This is a genomic window from Mycobacterium kiyosense (assembly GCA_021654635.1).
GTDB classification, from domain to species: Bacteria; Actinomycetota; Actinomycetes; order Mycobacteriales; family Mycobacteriaceae; genus Mycobacterium; species Mycobacterium kiyosense.
In genome coordinates this window covers 2,057,368-2,077,284 of sequence record AP025179.1, presented here as the reverse complement: position 1 = coordinate 2,077,284, position 19,917 = coordinate 2,057,368, and the positions used below count along the sequence as shown (strand labels likewise).

The window sequence follows — 19,917 nt, the reverse complement described above, 5'->3', positions numbered from 1 at the left end:
CGACCGTGCTAGTGATCGCAAAAGGAGGCCGGCGTGCCAGCTCTGCTCGTCTCGCCTGACTTGTTGGTCTCGGCGACAACGGATTTGGAGATGATCGGCACCTCGCTGGTCTCGGCCAACACCGCGGCCGCCGTTGGCACCACTGGCCTCGTCGCCGCCAGCGCCGACGAGATCTCGGTGGCGTTGGCCACGCTGTTCACCGACTACGGCCGCCAGTATCAAGCACTGGCGCAACAGGTCGCCACGTCCTACCAACAATTCCTACCCCGACTGCTGGAAGCCGCGCAGGCGTATGCGACCGCCGAAGCCGCCATCGCCAACCACCTGGCCTCGACCGCGTCGCACCTCGTCAACGATCCCGTGCTGCAGGTGACGGGGCGTCCGCTCTACGGCGACGGTGCCAATGGCTATACCAACGCGCAAGGCGTGGGTACCGCCGGCGGGGCCGGAGGCTGGTTGTTCGGCAACGGCGGGACCGGCGGCGTCAGCGTCCAATACGGAGTGGCCGGGGGCGCCGGCGGCGCGGGTGGCGTGTTGTTGGGCAACGGCGGCACCGGCGGTCGCAGCCTTTACGGCGGCATGCCCGGCGGTCCCGGCGGCTCGGCGGGCCTGATCGGCATCGGCGGTAGCGGCGGGGCCAGCGGTCCCGGCGGCGTGGGCGGCGCCGGCGGGAGTGGCGGTCTGCTGGGACTGCCCGGCACCGCCGGATTGAGTACGCCGCTGGGCGCCAACCAGACGCTGATCCATCCGGGCCAGTACGGCAGCCCGATCCTTAATATCTCGGTCGGCGGCGGGCCGAGCTTGCCCGTCACCGTCGACTCCGGCGCCTCCGGCCTGGTGGTGCCGCCGCAGTACGTTAACCTGGCGACACTCGGCACATCCACCGGGTCGGGCAGCGTCAGCTACGGCGGCACCGTCATCGTCAACTACAACACCTATCTGACGACGTTGAACTTCGGAAACGGAATCGTCAGCCAGCCAACGACGGTCGGCGTCGCCACCTCGGCTCAGTACACCACCGGGCAGTCCATCCCACTGTTGTCGCTGACGGCCTATCTTGGCGTGGGACCGAACAACGACTATCCGTTCCCCAATCCGGTGACCGCCGCGCTGCCGGGCACCATGAACCAGGGTGTGCTGATCAATCTGCCGCGCGGCCTGCTGGAGTTCGGCCCCAATCCGCTGCCACCGATCCTGGAAATGGATGGCTCGCCGAGAACCGTTGTGCAAGTGCAGATCAACAACCAGTTGCCGCAGACCGTCGGGACCTTCTTCGACTCCGGTGGTGAATTGGGTGCCGTCCCACAGTCGTTGGTGCCGGGGCTTGCGATCGGTAACCACCTGCCGGCGGGCACGGTCATTACCGTGACCACGATCAACGGAGTGCCGCTCTACACGCAGACGGTGACCGCGGCCAGCACCCCCTACGTGGTGGCGTCGGCGACGCCGACCAATTACTACGTGTTCAACACCGGGTCGTTCCCCTTCTCGCAGTTGCCCGTCTACATCTGGAACAACGACGCGGTCGGCACCACGGTCATCGACCGGCAGATCTGATCCGAGGTCTACCCGGTCAGCTGCAGGCAGACCGCCAGGGCTCCGGCGCCGACATGCACTGCCAGCACCGGCCCCAGCGGCGTGACGATCGCGGGCTCGGCCGCCGGTAGCCGGTCGGCCAGCATCGCGGCCACCTCGGCCGCACCGTCCGGGTTGGCGACGTGGTGCACCGCAAGCGCGGCGGGACGCTCCCCGGCCACCTCGCAGACCTGGTCGACCATCGCGGCGACAGCGCCCTTGGCGGTCCGTATGCGTTGGGCCAGAACAAGTTTGCCGTCGTCGATGTGCAGCAGCGGTTTGAGGGCCAGGGCGGTGCCCAACCACGCCTTGGCGCCGCCGATCCGTCCGCTGCGGCGCAGGTTGTCCAACCGCTGCACAACCATGTAGGCGTGCGTGCGGTGCACGGCGGCTTCAGCAGCTGCTGCCACGGCATCGAGATCACCCCCGGCCGCCGCAACTCGTGCCGCGGCCAGCGTGACGAAACCGGACCCCATTGCGGTGGACTTGGAATCGACAACCCTTACCGCCGAACCCAATTCAGCGGCGGTCAATTCTGCGGCGCGGCAGGTGCCCGACAGCTCGGAGGAAATGTGCACCGCCAGCACGCCCTCGCCGTCGCTGTCCGCCAACGCCTGTCGATAGGACGTGCACAACTCGGCGGGAGTGGCCGCCGCGGTGGTGGCGTGGCGCTTGTGGATGTCGTCGGGAATCTCATCGATACCGTCGCGTAGATCGGTACCGTCCAGCAGGATGTGCAGCGGCACTTCACGGATGGCCCACTTGGTGCGCAACTCGGCGGGCAGTCGCGCGGCGCTGTCGGTGACCACGCGGACCGTCATCGACCCCGCACCCCGGCTTCGTCCAGCGCCTTGAGCATCAACTCGGCGACCGCCCGGTGCGCCTCGAAGTTCCAGTGGATCCCGTCGGGATTGCCACGGCCGCTGAAGATCTCGTCGGCGACCGCGGCTTTGAGGTCGACCAGCGGAATATCGTGCTGCTGCGCCCATTCGGTGATCGCCGCGACCGTCCCGGCCCGGCCGTGGTGGGCGTTGCCGTAGGTCTCGGCGACATGCACCGACGGCAGCGACGCCACCATCGGGATCCCCGGCCGATTGAAATCGATTGCGCCGCGGGTCTGTTCGAGATAATCCGCGGTCAGGTGCGGCGGCAGCGCGGGCCGGGCGACCGGCGACAGCCGGGGCTGCAGCCAACCGTAGCCGTCGCGCACCCACCGCCGCAGCCACGGCGGCCGCACGTAACGGATGAGTTCGCGCAGCGCGGTCGGCAGCACCGACGGCAGCGAGTCCATGCCGCTGGTGGCGAAGATCACCGCGCCGGCCTTGGGCAGCGCCGCCCAGGCTCGCGGGTCCTGGGTCGCCGCCCACCACACGTCGCGGCATGTCCAGCCGATCCGGCCGATCAGCTCGACATTCCAACCCAGTTGGGCACCAACGATGTTGGGCCAGATGCGGGGATCATCGGCGGGTAGGCCGCCGGTGGGCCCGTAGTAGGACAGCGAGTCGGCGAAGATCAGCAGCGTGGGCGTGGCGCCTTCAGAGGACGTCATTGGACACCTGCGCCGAAGCGTTCCACACGTCCAGCCGCCACCGGATCGCCTCGAAGTCGGCGGTGTCCTCGGCATGTCCGCTCAACTGCACCCAACTGCAGTTGCCCATGCCACCCAACACCGGCCAGTTGGCGACCGGCAATCCCAGCAGCGCGGCCGACAAGGCGGCGATCAGCCCACCGTGGGCGACCAGTACGACCGGCCGTTCCGGCTGACCGGGCCCGCCCCAGTCGGGTTCACCGGCGACCAACTCGGATACCACCGGCAGACTGCGGTGCGCCACGTCGACCCTGCTCTCGCCGCCGTGCGGAGCCCAGGCAGCGTCCTCGCGCCAGGCCAGCCGCGCACCCGGGACCTCGGCGTCGATCTGCGTGTGAGTCATCCCCTGCCAGTCGCCCAGATGCGTCTCGCGCAGCCGGGAATCCACCCGGACCGGTAGGCCGGTGCGCTCACCCAGCGTGACCGCGGTGTCGAAGGCCCGCCGTAGATCCGACGACACGATCAGCAGCGGCTGCAGCTTGCCCAGTACCTCGGCGGCGGCCACCGCTTGGGCCCGGCCCAACTCGCTCAGATCGGTCTCCAGCTGACCCTGCATCCGGCTGCCCAGGTTGTAATCGGTCTGCCCGTGCCGCAGCATCACCAGCCGGCGCACACTCATTCGGCGTCCGTTTCGGCCTCAGGCGCTGAGTCCAAGTCCACCGGAATCACTGGGCAGTCGCTCCACAACCGGTCCAGCGCATAGAAATTGCGGTCGTCCTGATGCTGGATGTGCACCACGATGTCGCGGTAGTCCAGCAGCGTCCAGCGACCTTCGCGGGCCCCCTCCCGGCGGGCCGGCTTGTAACCGGCCCGGCGCATCTTCTCCTCGACCTCGTCGACGATCGCGTTGACCTGTCGTTCGTTGGACGCCGAGGCGATCACGAAGCAGTCGGTGATGACCAGCTGCCCGGAGACGTCGATGACGAGGACGTCGTCGGCCAGTTTTGCGGCCGCCGCGGTGGCGGCCACCGTGGCCATGTCGATCGCTTCCTGGTTTGCGCTCATGCGCTGCTCCCGGTGACCAGGCCGGAGGGCGACGGGATCGGCTCGCCCTCCGGCTTTCGGTAGAGCCGGCGCTTGGAGACGTACTGGACCACGCCGTCGGGCATCAGGTACCACAGCGGCCGGCGCTCCGCGGCGCGTCGCCGGCAGTCGGTCGAGGAGATCGCCAGTGCGGGGATTTCGAACAGCGTCAAGGTGTCCTTGGCCAGTTCGCCGACCGCCTCGGTGATGTGGTCGTGGTGCAGTTCGTAACCGGGCCGACTCACCCCGACGAAGCGCGCCAGCTCGAACAGTTCCTCCCAGCCGTGCCAGGACAGGATGGAGGCCAGCGCGTCGGCACCGGTGATGAAGTACAACTGCGCATCCGGGTTCAGCGCATGGAGGTCATGCAGGGTGTCGCGGGTGTACGTCGGCCCGGCGCGGTCGATGTCGACTCGGCTGACCGAGAACCGCGGATTGGATGCGGTGGCGATCACCGTCATCAGGTACCGGTCCTCCGCGGCCGACACGTGACGCTCCTTCTGCCACGGCTGACCGCTGGGCACGAAGACGACCTCGTCGAGTTCGAAGTTATGGGCTACTTCGCTGGCGGCTACCAGGTGGCCGTAATGGATGGGATCGAACGTCCCGCCCATCACCCCCAGCCTGCGCTGCCGCTTTTGCATGGTTTGCCAGCTTACTGGAGGGCCTGCCGACCAGCGAAAACAGTAGCGTGTGGGCGGCGCCACACGCAGCGCCCAGACGTCCGCAGAATCGGCGGGCGGGGCTGCGCCACAGCTGGGATGCCCGCGCCGTGCGCTTGTCCGCCTCGGTAAGCAGATCTGATGGCGTTGCGCCAATCCGCAGCAACAAGCGGGGCGATCGTGTAGAAGAAGTCTGTGGAAAACTCGACGACCGCCCCGGTCAATCAGGCGCAAGAGTGGAAAGACGCCATGACCCGGCGCTTCCTCAGTCGATCGGTGGTCACCGGCGAGATCTCCCTGCCGGCCGTGCCCAGCCTGCTCGACACGTACGTCGAGATGTGCAGCAACATTTTCGCCAGCGTCGGCCGACGGTTCAACGACGAGGAGCTGGACCAGCTGCGCAACATCCTCAAGGAGCAGCTGGCCGAGGCCTACTCCATCTCCCAGCGGTCCAACATCGTCATCTCCTACAACGCCCCCATCGGCCCGACCCTGCACTACCAGGTCAACGCGCGCTGGTTCACCGTGGCCGAGTCCTATGAGAACTGGGTCGCCACCCGCGAACCACCGCTGTTCGGCACCGAACCCGACGCCCGGGTATGGGCCCTGGCGAACGAGGCCGCCGAGCCCACGACGTACCGGGTGCTCGACATCGGCGCCGGCACCGGACGCAACGCCCTTCCGCTGGCACGACGCGGGCACCCCGTCGACGTGGTGGAGCTGACCCCGAAGTTCGCCGAGATCATCCGGTCGGAGGCACAGCGCGACGGCTTGGACGTGCGGGTGATCGTGCGCAACGTCTTCGAGACCACCGAGGACCTGCGTCAGGACTATCAGCTGATCGTGCTCTCGGAGGTGGTGCCCGATTTCCGCACCACCCAGCAGTTGCGTGGGCTGTTCGAGCTGGCCGCCCATTGCCTGGCCCCCGGCGGCCGGCTGGTGTTCAACACGTTCCTGCCCCGGTTCGGCTACGAGATCGACGACGCCGCACGCGAATTCGGGCAGCAGGCCTACACGGGCATGTTCTCGCGCGAGGAGCTCTCGGACGCTTCGGCGGGACTGCCGCTGGAGCTGATCTCCGATGAGTCGGTGTTCGACTACGAGCAGACCCATCTGCCGCCGGGCGCGTGGCCGCAGACCAGTTGGTACGCGGCGTGGGTCAGTGGTTTGGACGTGTTTCCGGTCGAGCGGGAGCAGAGCCCGATCGAGATGCGCTGGCTGGTGTTCCGCAAGACCCGCTGACGGTCGCGCATCGCTTGCCCTTGCCCGCTCGTCACTGCCCGTTCGTCCCCCGCCACATCCCCTCGGCGCCGAACGTCACGCCAGCGCAACCATCAACGTCGAGCGTCACGCCAGCGCAACGCTCGACGCCAAGACTCGAGGCGCGGCAAGACTCGAGGCGCGGCAAGACTCGAGGCGTGGCAAGACTCGAGGCGCGGCAGGACTGAGGCGCCTAGGAAGCTCAGACCGGCAGCAACTGGTCGATCACGCCAGCCAGCTGCTTGGCTGACCGGCATTCGTGCATGGTGATGACTTCCTCGTACCGGGGCACCGCCGAATCGCCGCTGCCCCAGAGGTGTCTGGGCTCCGGGTTGAGCCAGTGCGCGTGCCGCGCGGCCTTCACCATGTCCTCCAGCACGTCCACGGCCGGGTTGCGGTAGTTGGTGCGCCCGTCGCCCAGGATCAGCAGCGAGCTGCGCGGCGACAGCACATTGGGGTTGGCCTGCTGGAACGTGACGAAGGCGTTGCCGTAGTCGGAGTGGCCGTCACGGGCATACACGCCCGCTTCGCGGGTGATCCGCTGAATCGCCACGGCCAGGTCGGCCTCGGGGCCGAACATGTGCGTCACCTCGTCGGTGGTGTCGATGAAGGCGAACACCCGGACCCGGGAGAACTGTTGGCGCAGAGCGTGAACCAGCAGCAGGGTGAAGTGGCTGAAGCCGGCGACCGAACCGGACACGTCGCACAACACCACCAGCTCCGGGCGCGCGGGACGCGGCTTCTTGAGCACCACGTCGATCGGCACACCCCCGGTGGACATCGACTTGCGCAGGGTCTTGCGCAAGTCGATGGTTCCGGCTCGGGCGCGGCGGCGGCGCGCGGCCAGCCGAGTCGCCAGGGTGCGCGCCAGCGGCGCCACCACGCGGCGCATCTGCCGGAGCTGATCGCCCGAGGCGCGCAGGAATTCGACGTTCTCCGAAAGCTGTGGGATACCGTACATCTGGACGTGCTCGCGGCCCAGCTGTTCGGCGGTGCGCCGCTTGGTCTCGGCGTCGACCATCTTGCGAAGTTGTGTTATTCGTTGCGCGGCAAGGGCTTTGGCGATCTGCTCCTGGCTGGGCGTGGGCTCGTCGCCATACGGCGCGAGTAGGCCGGCCAGCAGTTTGCCTTCCAGCTCGTCCAGCGCCATCGCCTTGAGCGCCTGGTACGAGGAGAACGACGGGCCGCGGCTGGAGTTGTATTTGCCGTAGGCCTCCACGATCCGCGCGATCATCTGCACCAGTCGCTCGTCCATGTCGGCCAGATCGGGGTTGTCATTGAGCAGATCGAGCAACATCTGCCGCATTGCCTCGACGTCGTCGGGCGGCAACGAACCGTCGGGGTCACCGCCGTCTTCCTCGTCGAGGACCACGGCGCGGGCCCCCAGGGCGGCGGGGAACCACAGGTCGAACATCGCGTCGTAGGTCTCGCGATGATCGGGCCGGCGCAGCACCGCACACGCCAGGCCGGCCCGCAGCACCTCCCGGTCACCCAGGCCCAACGTGGCCATCACCCGCCCGGCGTCCACCGTCTCCGAGGGGCCCACCGAAATGCCGCTCGCCCGAAGCGCTTCCACGAATCCGACCAGGTGCCCGGGCAGCCCGTGCGGGGCGAGCGGGCGGCTGGGGCGCAGGCGTCGGGCGGCCATCAGTTCAGCCGTAACTCGCCGGTGGCGCGTTGCTGATCGGACTGATGCTTGAGCACGACACCCAGTGTGGCGGCGACGACGGAGTCGTCGATGGTGTCCATCCCCAGGGCCAGCAGGGTGCGGCCCCAGTCGATGGTTTCGGCGATGGACGGCACCTTCTTCAGCTGCATCCCGCGCAGCACACCGATGATGCGCACCAGTTCCTCGGCAAGGTGCTGGGGCAGTTCGGGAACCCGCGACAACAGGATGCGCCGCTCCAGCTCCGGTGTGGGGAAGTCGATGTGCAGGAACAGGCAACGACGTTTGAGCGCCTCGGACAGCTCTCGGGTGGCATTTGATGTCAGCACCACCAGCGGGGTGCGGGTGGCGGTGATGGTGCCGAGTTCGGGAACGGTCACCGCGAAGTCGGACAACACCTCCAGCAGCAGGCCCTCGATCTCGATGTCGGCCTTGTCGGTTTCGTCGATCAGCAGCACGGTCGGGTCGGTGCGCCGGATCGCGGTCAGCAGCGGACGCTGCAGCAGGAACTCCTCGCTGAACACGTCGTCCTTGGTGGCCTGCCAGTCGCCGGAGCCGGCCTGGATGCGCAGAATCTGCTTGGCGTGGTTCCACTCGTAGAGGGCGCGGGCCTCGTCGACGCCCTCGTAGCACTGCAAACGCACCAACTCCGAGCCGGTGGCCTGGGCGATCGCGCGGGCCAGTTCGGTCTTGCCGACGCCGGCCGGACCCTCCACCAGCAGCGGCTTACCGAGCCGGTCGGCCAGGAAAACCGCTGTCGCGGTGGGGGTGTCGGGCAGGTAGCCGGTTTCGGCCAGGCGTCGCGAGACGTCGGCGATGTCGGCGAACAGCGGCACGGGCCGCGCGGGCACGCTCATAGCGGGATTCTCCTAGGGAGGGCGGGTCAGGCCGGTCGGGTGTGGCCGTCCCCCCAGACGATCCACTTGGTCGAGGTCAGTTCCGGCAAGCCCATCGGACCGCGGGCGTGCAGCTTCTGGGTGGAGATGCCGATCTCGGCGCCGAAGCCGAACTGCTCGCCGTCGGTGAACGCGGTGGACGCGTTGACCATCACCGCGGCGGCGTCGACTTGCTCGGTGAACCGTTGGGCCGCAGCAAGATTGGTGGTGACGATGGCTTCGGTGTGGCCGGTGCCGTACTCGTTGATGTGTGCGATAGCGCCGTCCACGCCGTCGACCACCGCCACCGCGATGTCCATCGCCAGGTATTCGCGGCGCAGGTCGTCCTCTCCCGCGTCGAGATGCACTGTGACACCAGCGTTCTGCAACGCATCGAGCAGCCTGGGCATCGCCTCGGCGGCGATCGCGGAGTCGACCAGCAGGGTTTCGGCGGCATTGCAGACACTGGGCCGGCGGGTCTTGGAGTTCAGCAGGATGCGTTCGGCGATATCGAGGTCGGCGGCTTCGTGCACATAGACATGGCAGTTGCCGACCCCGGTCTCGATAGTCGGTATCTGCGCGTCGCGCACCACCGCCTCGATCAGACCGGCTCCCCCGCGCGGAATCGCGACGTCCAACAAGCCGCGAGCCTGGATGAGGTGGGTGACGGTGGCCCGGTCGGCCGCCGAGAGCAGCTGCACGGCGTCGGCGGGTAACTCCTGGGCGACCAGGGCTCTGCGCAGCACCGTGACCAGTGCCTCGTTGGACTTGGCGGCGGAGGAACTGCCGCGCAGCAGGGCCGCGTTGCCGGACTTGAGGGTCAGGCCGAAGGCGTCGACGGTGACGTTGGGGCGGCCCTCGTAGATCATTCCGACCACGCCGAGCGGAACCCGCTGCTGACGCAGTTGCAGCCCGTTGGGCAGGGTGGAGCCGCGCAGCACCTGGCCGACCGGGTCGGGCAGTCCGGCGACCTGGCGCAGTCCGGCGGCGATGCCGTCGACGCGCTGCGGGTTGAGCGCCAGCCGGTCGAGCAGCGCGGCCGGGGTGTCGGCCGCCCGCGCAGCCTCCAGGTCTTCGGCATTGGCGGCCAAGATCGCCGGGGCACTGGCCAGGATCTCGTCGGCGGCGGCGTGCAGCGCACGGTCTTTGACGGCGGTGGGTGTGGTGGCCAGAATCCGGGCGGCCACCCGGGCGCGCCGGGCGGCGTCGTGCACCTCTTGACGCAGGTCGGGCAGCGCCGGCGCTTGCAGACTCATTACCACAGGGTATCCGGCCTGCTCCGATGGGGCGCGGCCGCCCGTTGCCGCGGCGGCACCCTGCCGCGACTCAGCCGACTCGCTCGCGGCGCGTCACCCGCCGGGCCGTGCTCTGCCGCTCGTCGATGATCCGGCCCAGGTCCTGCAGCAACATCGGTTTGTTCATAACGATCTTCTCCAGGTGCTCACGTTCAATCTCGACCGCGGTCACCTCGTCGAGAGCGTAGGCGCCGGCGAGATTGGGCTGGCGGGTCAGCGCGGTGATCCCGAGGAACGAGCCCTGGTGCAGCGTGGTGACGGGTACGACGTCGCCGACCTCGTCGATCACGGTCAGCCGGACGCTGCCGGCGACCAGAAACGTCATCACCGCGGGAACCTCCCCGGCGTACTGGACGATCTCGTCGGCGCCGTACCGCACAACCCTGGCGTACGGGGCCAGCAACTGTTGATCGGCGAGGGTCAGCCGCAGTTCCGGGGCGACCACCGTGCGCAGCGCCTTGCTGACCCGTTCGGGCGTCGAGAAGTCGTCGTCGTCGCCGTCCAGATGCAGTTCTTCGCGGCGCGCTGCGTACCAGACCCAGCGCGCGAAGGTCGACTGCGTCGCCCCCTCGTCGGCGGGCGAGTTGACCCTGATGGTGGTCTTGTACTCACCGCCGCCCAAAGCCACCGAACTCGGCGCGGTACCCGGCTTGATCAAGGGCAGCCCACCGGCTACCAGGTTCAGCATCGCGCAGACCTTGTCGGGCGGGTCAGAGGTGGCGAACCTGGTGGTGATCGAGCACTTGTGCGGCCCGGCGGGGCGGCTCAGATTGGTGAACGCGGTGGTGGCCAGCATCGAGTTCGGCATGATCCGCAGCCCACTGCCGGTCTGGATGTGCACGGCGCGCCAGTTCACCTCGACGACCCGCCCGCGCGCCGTCTGCGTATCCAGCCAGTCGTTGATCCGGAAAGGCTGCTCGAACAGCATGAACAGGCCGGAGACGATCTGACCGACGGAGTTCTGCAGCATCAGCCCGATGACCACCGAGGTGATTCCCAATGCGGTGAACACCCCGCCAACCCGAACGCCCCAGACGAAGGACAGGATCACCGCCAGACCGACGCCGATCAACGCGATGCGGCCGACGTCGAGGAAGATCGCCGGGAATCGTTTGCGCCAACTGTCCTCCGGGGCTCCCTCGAACACCGTGGTGCTCAGCCCGGACAGCAACAGCACCAGCACCAGGAAGCCGAACAGGGTGGTCAGAATGCGCACCGGGACATCGCTGGCCGAGATCTCCGACGCCTTGACCAACAGCAGCAACAACGCGCCGAGCGGCAGCAGCCAGTTTCGCAATACACCGACCTGGCGGGCCAACCGGTTGTTTCTGCGGAGCAGGGCGTGCTGCAACTCGGTCAGTAGGAGTAGGCCGACCGGAAATCCGGTCGCGATGCCGACGGCCCAGTGAAACCACGACATGTGGAATGCGCTCATCACCGCTCCGACAACCGGTAGATGGCCTGCTCTTCGCCGCCAACCGAAATCGTCCCGGCGGGCGTGAACTGCCGCGAATCCCGCATCGCCTCGTATACCTGCGCCGACACATAGATTCCGGCTTGCGGTGTGCCGCTGTGCATTTGGTAGGCCAAGCTGACCGCGGCACCCCACATGTCGAAGACCAGCCCGGATTGGCCCACCAGGCCGCTGGTCACGTTGCCGGTGTTGATACCCACCCGAAGACCCAGGTCGTGTGGACTGCGGCTGTTGAAGCGTTCGATGATGCGACGCATCTCCAGGGCGAACTCCAGGCTGCGATGGATGCTGTCCAGTCGTGGTGTGATGACTCCGCAACTGGCCAGATATCCGTTGTGGAACGTGCGGATGTTCTCCACGCCAAGGGCTTCCGCTGCCGAGTCGAACTGGCCGAACAACTCGTCGACAATCCCGACCAGCTCGTTGCCGGGCAGATCGTTGGAGATCTCGTCCAGCCCGATGATGTCGGCGAAGATGATCGCGACGTCTTGATGCTTCTGCGCAATGGTGGGCTCGCCTTCGCGGTAACGCTGGACGACCGACTCGGGCATCAGCGCCAGCAGCATTCGGTCGTTCTCCCTGCGCTGCTCATTGAGGAGTTCTTCCTTGATCGCCAGATTTCGGCTCATTTCGTTGAAAGCGACTGTGAGATCGCCGATTTCGTCGCGTGAGGTGACCGGTATGTTGACCTCGTAGTCACCGGAGCTGATCTGCTGGGTGCCCTTTTCCAGACGCCGGACCGGGCGCACCGCCGCCTGCGCGACAAGCATCGAGACCACGCAGACGGCAAAGATCATCCCCGTGACCGCGATCGCCAGGGTCTTGCTGAATCTGCCTAGCCTGGCGAACGCGTCGGAGTCATCCCGAGTCGCCAGGATCGACCAGTGCAGGTCCGAGTTGGGGATATTCAGCGGGGCATAGGCTTCCAGTTCCCGGTTACCCGTGTAGTCGGTGCCGGCGACGACGCCGGTCTCCCCGCGTTGCGCCGCGCGCAGACCCGCGCTGCGCACCGGTTGCACCAGTGTGGTGCCACCCAACCGGATAGCCCGGTCCGCGACGCTGGGCGCGGTGCCGGCCGCAATAGCCTGGCGCCGATATTCCTGCGGATCTTCCAGGAAAAGCCTTGAATCAGAGCGCATCAGATCGTCTGGACCGGCCAGAAAGGTCTCGGTCGCCGCACCCATTCCGGCGCCCTTCCAGTTCTTGTCGGCGGTCATGATGCTGTTGATCTTGGCGATCGGCACCGGCAGGGCCATCACCCCGTCGATTTTGTTCACGCCGATCGGCGACACCACCCAGGCCGTGGGGGCGGCGAGGTGGGGCTGGTAGGGCTCGAAATCGGTGATCCAGATGAAATCGATATCGTTGGAGCGCAACGCTTTTTGGTAAGCCTCGCGCAGATTCGACTCTCGGTACGGTCCGGTGAGGATATTGGTGCCGAGGTCCGGCCCTTTCTTCACCGAGTAGACGACATTGCCGTCCAGATCGAACAGCAGCGCGTCCTGGTAGTCGAAGCGGGTGACGATGTCACGCATGTAGAAGTCGTACCGGGCGTTGGCGGCCGACCATGCGCTGCCGTCGCCGGCGTCGGTGACCGGTAATGCATCGGTCTTTGTCGAGGCCGTGTAGTACGCCTGCAGGTACTTCTGGGCGTTGGAGTTCGGCAGCACCGCATTGAGATCGATGTCGTCGCCGGTCGCCTGTTTGATGGGCTTGATCATCTGGTTCTTGTAGTAGTCGACGATCGCCTGCTGCTGGGCGCCGCTGATGTTGGCGTTGGCCAACTCGCTCATCCCGGCGGCCATTGCGGTCACCGCTTGGTCGACGCTGAACCCTCCGCTGTAAACGTCCAGCGAATTGGTCACCTCCCGGAACAGCGCCTCGATCTGTCGCTTCTGGGACTGGCGCAGCTCGATCAGCCGCTCGGACTCGACTTCGCGCATCGCGCTGCGCCCCGAAAGCGCTCCGATCAGGCCGACGACGGCGACCGACAAGATGCTCGAAAGCAGCAGTGCCACCAGGATCTTGGATTGGATGCTGACCCGGAAGCGTATCCCCGGAAACCGGCGCCGGGCGCGCTGTGCGACCGGAGACGTACTGTTGTCGCTCTCCGGCGCCGGCTTTGTTGGCTCACCCGATGTCAATCGGCTTCCCTTCTGCCACCGGTTTGTAACGGGTCCCCGATCACGCTGCACATTAGCCCGCTCAGTACGGCTTGTCGGGCTTTGCCGGAAAGTGACACCTGGCTGTGTCCTCGCTTTCACCGAAAGGTGATGCCCGCCCGCCGGTGTCGTTAGCCTCGACGCTATGGCGAAGCGAGTGACGGTCGTCGGCAGCGTGAATCTCGACCTGACGTTACAGGTCACCTCGCTGCCGGCGCCGGGCCAGACGGTGCTGGCATCGTCGCTGTCGTATGCGCCCGGAGGCAAGGGCGCCAATCAGGCGATCGCAGCGGCGCGTGCGGGTGCGCGCGTACAGTTCGTCGGCGCCGTCGGAGACGACCCGGCGGCCGAGCAGTTGCGGGAGCACCTGCGCGGCAACGGTGTCGGGTTGGATCACCTGGTCGCAGTGTCCGGCCCCAGTGGAACGGCGATCGTCGTCGTCGATGCCGGCGCCGAGAATCTGATCGTGGTCGTACCGGGCGCCAACGCACAGGTGTCGCTTGGCCCCGCCGTCACCTTCGACTGCGATGTGTTGTTGACCCAGTTAGAGATTCCGGTGCCGACGGTGGTGTCCGCGGCGCGACGGGCGCAATCTGCGGGGGCGGTCGTGATGGTCAACGCCGCACCGGCGCATCGGGAATCACTGGCCGCATTGGCATCCGTCACCGACGTGGTGATCGCCAATGAGGGTGAGGCCGCCCAATGGCATTGGCCGACCGCGCACTTCGTGACGACTCTGGGAGCACGCGGCGCGCGCTACGCCGGCGTCGACGGCGAGTTCGAGGTGGCCGCGCCGACGGTTACGGCGGTCGACACCACCGGCGCCGGTGACGTGTTCGCCGGGGTGCTCGCCGCGAACTGGCCGCGCGCACCGGGCTCTGCCGCCCAGCGGCGAAGTGCGATTCGGCGTGCCTGCGCGGCCGGCGCCCTGGCCACGTTGACTCCCGGAGCGGGTGACTGTGCGCCCACCGCGGCGGCGATCTACGCGGCCATGCTCGACTGAGCTCGACGAAGAATTCAGTCCTCGGGCACGTGACGTTCGATCTCGTCCAGCCAGATCCGCGCGGACATGTCCGAGGGGGCCCGCCAATCCCCGCGCGGCGACAGCGCACCGCCATGGGAAACCTTGGGACCGTTGGGCAGTGCCGAACGTTTGAACTGGCTGAACGAGTAGAACCGCTGCGCGAAGACCTTCAGCCAGTGCCGGATCTCGGCCAGCGAGTAGACCGGTCGCTTGTCTTCGGGGAAACCGGGCGGCGAGCTGCCGCGCTCGGCATCGCTCCAGGCATGCCGGGCCAGAAAGGCGATCTTGGACGGGCGGAAGCCGTAGCGCAGCACGTAGAACAGTGAAAAGTCCTGCAGGGCATAGGGTCCGACCTTGGCCTCGCTGCTCTGCAATTCCTCCTCTTCGCCGGAGGGAACCAGCTCGGGGGTGATCTCGGTGTCCAGCACCGACTGCAGGATCTCGCCGACCTGCTCGTCGAACTCGTCGGCGGAGATGACCCAGCGAATCAGGTGCTGGATCAACGTTTTCGGCACGCCGCCGTTGACGTTGTAGTGCGACATCTGGTCGCCGACACCGTAGGTCGACCAGCCCAGCCCCAGTTCGGAGAGGTCGCCGGTGCCCAGCACGATGCCGCCGCGCTGGTTGGCCAACCGGAAGAGGTAGTCGGTGCGCAGGCCGGCCTGCACATTCTCGAACGTGACGTCGTAGACCTTCTCGCCCCGCGCGAACGGATGGCCCATCTCGGCGAGCATCCCCTTGGCCGTGTCCCGGATGTCGATTTCCTCGAAGTTGACTCCCAGCGCACGGGACAACTTGACCGCGTTGGCCTTGGTGCGATCGCCGGTGGCGAACCCCGGCAGTGTGAAGGCCAGGATGTCGCTGCGCGGCCGGCCTTCCCGGTCCATCGCCCGAGCGGCGACGATCAACGCGTGCGTCGAATCCAGCCCGCCGGAAACACCGATGACCACCTTCGGGTAGTCCAATGCCCGCAACCGCTGCTCGAGACCCGACACCTGGATGTTGTACGCCTCATAGCAATCCTGCTGCAGCCGTTGCGGATCGGCGGGCACGAAGGGGAAGCGCTCCACAGTGCGCAGCAGACCGATGTCGCCGTCGGGCGGGTCGAGCCGAAACTCGATGCGCCGGAACGCGTCCGTCACGGCGGCGTGGTGACGCCGGTTGTCGTCGAAGGTGCCCATCCGCAACCGTTCCGAGCGCAGCAGCTCGGTGTCGACGTCGGCCACCGAGCGGCGCCCGCCTTTCGGGAAGCGTTCGGATTGTGCCAGCAGCGCACCGTTCTCCCAGATCATCGTCTGGCCGTCCCAGGCCAGATCGGTCGTCGACTCGCCCTCCCCCGCAGCCGCGTATATGTACGCGGCCAGGCAGCGCGCCGACGCCGACCGCGCCAGCAGTGACCGGTCCTCGGCGCGGCCCACCGTGATCGGGCTGCCGGACAGGTTGGCCAGCACCGTCGCACCAGCCAGGGCGGCCTCGGCGCTGGGCGGCACCGGAACGAACATGTCCTCGCAGATCTCCACGTGCAGCACGAAACCGGGCAGGTCGGCCGCGGCGAACAACAGGTCCGGCCCGAACGGCGCGTCCCGGCCCGCCACCCGAATGGTGCCGCGCTCGTCGTCCCCGGCGGCCATTTGGCGTCGCTCGTAGAACTCCCGATAGTTCGGCAGGTAGGACTTGGGGATCACCCCGAGCACCGCACCACGGTGCACCACCAGCGCGGTGTTGTAGACGCGGTGCCGATGCCGCAGCGGCGCACCCACCACCAGGACCGGCAGCAGGCCGGCCGATTCGGCGACCAGGTCAGCCAGCGCATCCTCGACCGCGTCGAGCAGGGCGTCGGCGAGCAGAATGTCCTCGATCGAGTAGCCGGACAGTGTCAGTTCGGGGAACACCGCCAATCCGACACCCTCGTCGTGACATTCGCGGGCCACCTGCAGCACCGACGCGGCGTTGGCCGCCGGGTCGGCGATGGTGGTGTGGTGCGTGCATGCGGCGACGCGCAGGAACCCGTGCTGGTAGGCCGAATAGAAGTTCATCGCCCACCATTGTGGCGTGCGGCGCCCGTGACGCCCGAAGCCCGTCCCGCAAAGGTGCCTACTCTCGAATGCATGGAATCTCCCGAGCTCGTCGCGATGCTGTCCGGCCGGCGAATTGCGGTGCTCACCGGTGCAGGCATTTCCACGGACTCCGGCATACCCGATTATCGGGGACCCGACTCGCCGCCCAGCAATCCGATGACGATCCGCCAGTTCACCTCAGATCCGGTGTTCCGGCAGCGGTACTGGGCCCGCAATCATCTCGGCTGGCGGCACATGGACGACACCCGGCCCAATGCGGGCCATTACGCGCTGGCTGCCCTGGAACAGGCGGGAGTGGTCTGCGGGGTGATCACGCAGAACGTCGACCTGCTGCACACCAAGGCCGGCAGCGCCAACGTGGTGAATCTGCACGGCACCTACGCGCAGGTCGCCTGCCTGGGCTGTGGTCACGCCATGAGCCGCGCCGCCCTCGCCGAGCAACTGGAGGCGCTCAACCCCGGGTTCGTCGAGCGCGCCGAGTCCGTCGGCGGGCTGGCGGTGGCGCCGGATGCGGACGCCGTCGTCGCCGAAACCGAGTCGTTCCGCTATCTCGACTGCCCGCACTGCGGGGGCATGCTCAAACCCGACATCGTCTACTTCGGCGAGAGTGTCCCCAAAGGGGTTGTAGCCGAAGCATATTCATTGGTGGACCAGGCGGAGGCGCTGCTGGTCGCCGGCTCGTCGCTGACGGTGTTCTCCGGCTACCGGTTCGTCCGACACGCAGCGGCCCACGGTATCCCGGTAGCGATCGTCAACCGGGGCGCGACCCGCGGCGACGACCTGTCCACCGTCAAGGTCGACGGCGGTTGTTCGGAAATTCTGACGCTGCTGACCGCGGAACTGGTTGTCAGCGCGCCTTTCTGACCTCGGCGACGAACTGCCGTCCCTGGTTGTCCACGACCTGCCAGGAGTACGGGCCGATGGCTCGCGGGTAACCCAGGTTGTGCACGGCCATTCTGGCGTCGCGCTCGAACCGGATGTTGTCGACCCGCAGTCCGTTGGAAGTTGTCAAAGCCCACATGATCTCTCCGAATCTCTGTCGTAGCGACCCGGCCGGGTTCGCTGATACGACGAGTTTTTCGGAGACGACTAGGTGGATCCTCAACGATTTCTTGACGATTTCTTGAAGCGACCGCGCACGCGGTCACTTCAAGACAGTCGCGCGGTCGCGACAGTACCGCCGAAATCTCAGAAGGTGCAGGGCATGCTGCGGATCGCGTGGATGAAGTTGCCGACGACGTACGACGGTTCGCCGGCCTGGATTTCGGGAACCTGGCGGAGCAACTCGCCGAACAGGGCCCGCAGTTGCGCCCTGGCCACGTGCGCGCCCAGGCAGAAGTGCACGCCGCCGCCACCGAATCCCAGGTGCGGGTTGGGATTTCGGGCCAGGTCCAGGCGTTCTGGATGGTCGAACGCATCGCGGTCCCAGTTGCCGGAGGCGTAGAACATCGCCACCTTCTCACCGGCGCGGATCTGCTGGCCGCCCAGCTCGCAATCCGTTGCGGCGGTGCGGCGGAACGTCATCACCGGAGTGGCGTATCGGATGAACTCCTCGACGGCCGTGCCGATCCGGTTGTCGAAATCCTCTTGCAACCAAGCCTTCTGGTCGGGAAAGTCGGTCAGCGCTTTCAGCGCGTGGCTCGCGGTCTGGCGAGTGGTGTCGTTACCGGCCACCGCGAGCAGCACGAAGAAGGCGGCCACATCGGCGTCGGTGAGCCGGTCGCCGTCCACCTCGGCGTTCACCAACTCGCTGAACAGGTCGTCGCCGGGCTCCTCGCGGCGCTGTGCGGCCAGCACCCCGGCCACCTGGTGCAGATACATCTGATTCTGGACCAGCAGCTCGAGCGGGTTACGCCCGGCGAGGTATTCGGGGTCCGCCCAGGACACCACCGCATCGGCGGCGCTGGCCACCTGGTGCTCCTCGGACGCCGGAATGCCGGCGATTTCGGACAGGGTGCGGATGGGCAGTTCTTTGGCACACAGGTCGACGAAGTCGGCGCCGCTGCCGGCCGCCCGCAACTCCTCGACGATGGTGCGGGCGTTGCGCTGGATGGATTCCTCGATGCGGCGGACCTGACGCGGGGTGAACGCGGCGCTGACCAGCTTGCGCAACTTGGTGTGTCGCGGCGGATCCATGGCGAGGAAGGACTGCGAGGCTTCCAGGAGTTCTTCGGGGATGTCGGCGAACATCACCCCCTTGCCGGACAGGAACACCTCGTTGTTGCGGCTGACGGTGACGATGTCGGCGCGCCGGGTGACGGCCCAGTAACCGGGGTCGGCGGGGTTCTCGATCAGGTCGCCTTCGACGGGCGGCTGCCAGCTCACCGGGCGTTCGGCACGCAGCGCAGCGAACGATCGCTCTCGTTCGGCGGCCGTCGAGGTCCAGAACGCTTTCGACGAGAGGTCGATCGCGTCGTAGGGACGGGTGGTGGCATCGGTCGGGGACGAAGTGCTCGCAGAGCTGGTCATCGGGGCGATCCTCACGTCGACTATGGCGTCGGTCACAACGGGCTTTTCCTGACGATATGCCTAGACATAACGTCTAGTCAACACGTCAGAGCATCCGTTATGCTCGGACGATGCCGACCGTGACCCGCAAATCCCCGGGCAATCGCGAACAGGGCCGCCGGCAACGACAAGAGCAGATGGAAGCCCGGCTGCTGGAAGCCACCGAACGGCTGATGCGCGACGGCACCAGCTTCACCGAGCTCAGCGTCGACCGGTTGGCGACCGAGGCAGGCATCTCCCGCGCCAGCTTCTACATCTATTTCGAGGACAAGGGCCACCTGCTGCGCCGGCTGGCCGGTCAGGTGTTCCACGATCTGGCCAGCAACGGGCGCCGCTGGTGGGATGTGGCCTCGCGGCGCAATCCCGACGACGTCCGCGCCGCGATCTCCGGCATTATCGCCAGCTACCGTCGCCACCAGCCGGTGCTGATCGCCCTCAACGAGGTTTCCGGCTACGACCCCACCACCGCCCACGCCTACCGGGAACTGTTGGGCGCCGTCATCGAGCAGGTAACCCAGGTCATCGAGGAAGGCCAGGCCGACGGCTCCATCCGCAGTACGCTGCCCGCGGTCACCACCGCTTCGGCCCTGACCTGGATGGTGGAACGGGCCTGCCAGCAGAACCTTCCTGCCCAGCCCCGCGAATATGACATCGAACTCGCCGCGACGTTGGTCGAAATCATCTGGGGTGCACTGTATCTGGAGCCGGCCAAGTAGGTCCGCACCCG

The 19,917-nt window shown here is 67.1% G+C and carries 18 protein-coding genes; 5 read left to right on the top strand and 13 right to left on the bottom strand.

The annotated features are described in order from the left end of the window. The first annotated feature begins 33 nt into the window (after positions 1-33). A complete protein-coding gene (locus L6444_RS09920) occupies positions 34-1,557 on the top strand; it encodes a PecA family PE domain-processing aspartic protease (RefSeq protein ID WP_236982100.1) in 1,524 nt (507 codons plus the stop codon). A gap of 8 nt (positions 1,558-1,565) precedes the next feature. Here the strand turns inward: L6444_RS09920 and L6444_RS09915 are convergent, their stop codons facing one another. From L6444_RS09915 to nadD, 5 genes are read right to left on the bottom strand one after another with little or no spacing between them, the layout of a single operon-like run. Beyond that, on the bottom strand, positions 1,566-2,396 hold the full coding sequence (locus L6444_RS09915; protein WP_236982092.1) for a DegV family protein: 831 nt from the start codon (positions 2,394-2,396) through the stop codon (positions 1,566-1,568). Then, entirely contained in the window at positions 2,393-3,124 is a 732-nt protein-coding gene (gene octT / locus L6444_RS09910) for a diglucosylglycerate octanoyltransferase (protein ID WP_236982090.1), read from the bottom strand. The genes L6444_RS09915 and octT overlap by 4 nt, the downstream gene beginning before the upstream one ends. After that, a complete protein-coding gene (gene gpgP / locus L6444_RS09905) occupies positions 3,111-3,782 on the bottom strand; it encodes a glucosyl-3-phosphoglycerate phosphatase (protein ID WP_236982089.1) in 672 nt (223 codons plus the stop codon). Before gpgP ends, octT begins: the two co-directional genes overlap by 14 nt. Further along, positions 3,779-4,168 (bottom strand): ribosome silencing factor, encoded by a 390-nt coding sequence (rsfS, locus tag L6444_RS09900; RefSeq protein WP_236982087.1) that lies wholly within the window; start codon positions 4,166-4,168, stop codon positions 3,779-3,781. Before rsfS ends, gpgP begins: the two co-directional genes overlap by 4 nt. After that, positions 4,165-4,830, bottom strand: a complete 666-nt coding sequence (gene nadD, locus L6444_RS09895) for a nicotinate-nucleotide adenylyltransferase (RefSeq protein WP_255731155.1) — start codon at positions 4,828-4,830, stop codon at positions 4,165-4,167. Before nadD ends, rsfS begins: the two co-directional genes overlap by 4 nt. Before the next feature lie 267 nt (positions 4,831-5,097). On the opposite strand from nadD, the gene L6444_RS09890 reads away from it, so the two are divergent. Beyond that, on the top strand, positions 5,098-6,090 hold the full coding sequence (locus tag L6444_RS09890) for a class I SAM-dependent methyltransferase (protein WP_236983969.1): 993 nt from the start codon (positions 5,098-5,100) through the stop codon (positions 6,088-6,090). Positions 6,091-6,310: 220 nt separating this feature from the next. Here L6444_RS09890 and L6444_RS09885 read toward each other — a convergent pair whose 3' ends face one another. The 5 genes from L6444_RS09885 to L6444_RS09865 all read right to left on the bottom strand — a co-directional run bounded on the left by L6444_RS09885 (position 6,311) and on the right by L6444_RS09865 (position 13,562). Next, positions 6,311-7,756 (bottom strand): vWA domain-containing protein, encoded by a 1,446-nt coding sequence (locus L6444_RS09885; protein WP_236982085.1) that lies wholly within the window; start codon positions 7,754-7,756, stop codon positions 6,311-6,313. Next, positions 7,756-8,631 (bottom strand): AAA family ATPase, encoded by an 876-nt coding sequence (locus L6444_RS09880; protein ID WP_236982083.1) that lies wholly within the window; start codon positions 8,629-8,631, stop codon positions 7,756-7,758. The genes L6444_RS09885 and L6444_RS09880 overlap by 1 nt, the downstream gene beginning before the upstream one ends. Positions 8,632-8,657: 26 nt before the next feature. Further along, on the bottom strand, positions 8,658-9,905 hold the full coding sequence (locus L6444_RS09875; protein ID WP_236982081.1) for a glutamate-5-semialdehyde dehydrogenase: 1,248 nt from the start codon (positions 9,903-9,905) through the stop codon (positions 8,658-8,660). 70 nt (positions 9,906-9,975) lie between these two features. Beyond that, the gene (locus tag L6444_RS09870) at positions 9,976-11,379 is read right to left on the bottom strand and encodes a mechanosensitive ion channel family protein (RefSeq protein ID WP_236982079.1); all 1,404 of its coding nucleotides are present in this window, start codon (positions 11,377-11,379) and stop codon (positions 9,976-9,978) included. Next, complete coding sequence (locus L6444_RS09865; RefSeq protein WP_370652903.1) at positions 11,379-13,562, bottom strand: adenylate/guanylate cyclase domain-containing protein; 2,184 nt, start codon at positions 13,560-13,562, stop codon at positions 11,379-11,381. Before L6444_RS09865 ends, L6444_RS09870 begins: the two co-directional genes overlap by 1 nt. Before the next feature lie 163 nt (positions 13,563-13,725). Here L6444_RS09865 and L6444_RS09860 point away from each other — a divergent pair, with 163 nt between their 5' ends. Beyond that, complete coding sequence (locus L6444_RS09860; RefSeq protein WP_236982077.1) at positions 13,726-14,583, top strand: ribokinase; 858 nt, start codon at positions 13,726-13,728, stop codon at positions 14,581-14,583. A 14-nt stretch (positions 14,584-14,597) separates the two neighbouring features. On the opposite strand, the gene L6444_RS09855 is transcribed toward L6444_RS09860, so the two are convergent. Continuing rightward, positions 14,598-16,640: an NAD(+) synthase gene (locus tag L6444_RS09855; RefSeq protein ID WP_236982075.1), complete on the bottom strand. Its 2,043-nt coding sequence runs from the start codon at positions 16,638-16,640 to the stop codon at positions 14,598-14,600. A 72-nt stretch (positions 16,641-16,712) separates the two neighbouring features. Here L6444_RS09855 and L6444_RS09850 point away from each other — a divergent pair, with 72 nt between their 5' ends. Then, positions 16,713-17,546 carry an NAD-dependent protein deacetylase gene (locus tag L6444_RS09850; protein ID WP_236982073.1) on the top strand — a complete coding sequence of 278 codons (834 nt, stop codon included), beginning with the start codon at positions 16,713-16,715 and terminating at the stop codon, positions 17,544-17,546. Here the strand turns inward: L6444_RS09850 and L6444_RS09845 are convergent. Together L6444_RS09845 and L6444_RS09840 are read right to left on the bottom strand one after the other, a co-directional pair. Beyond that, entirely contained in the window at positions 17,530-17,694 is a 165-nt protein-coding gene (locus tag L6444_RS09845) for a hypothetical protein (RefSeq protein ID WP_236982071.1), read from the bottom strand. The genes L6444_RS09850 and L6444_RS09845 overlap by 17 nt on opposite strands. A 176-nt stretch (positions 17,695-17,870) precedes the next feature. Next, the gene (locus L6444_RS09840; RefSeq protein WP_236982063.1) at positions 17,871-19,151 is read right to left on the bottom strand and encodes a cytochrome P450; all 1,281 of its coding nucleotides are present in this window, start codon (positions 19,149-19,151) and stop codon (positions 17,871-17,873) included. Positions 19,152-19,261: 110 nt separating this feature from the next. On the opposite strand from L6444_RS09840, the gene L6444_RS09835 reads away from it, so the two are divergent. After that, positions 19,262-19,906, top strand: a complete 645-nt coding sequence (locus L6444_RS09835; RefSeq protein WP_236982053.1) for a TetR/AcrR family transcriptional regulator — start codon at positions 19,262-19,264, stop codon at positions 19,904-19,906. The last annotated feature ends 11 nt before the right edge of the window (positions 19,907-19,917 follow it).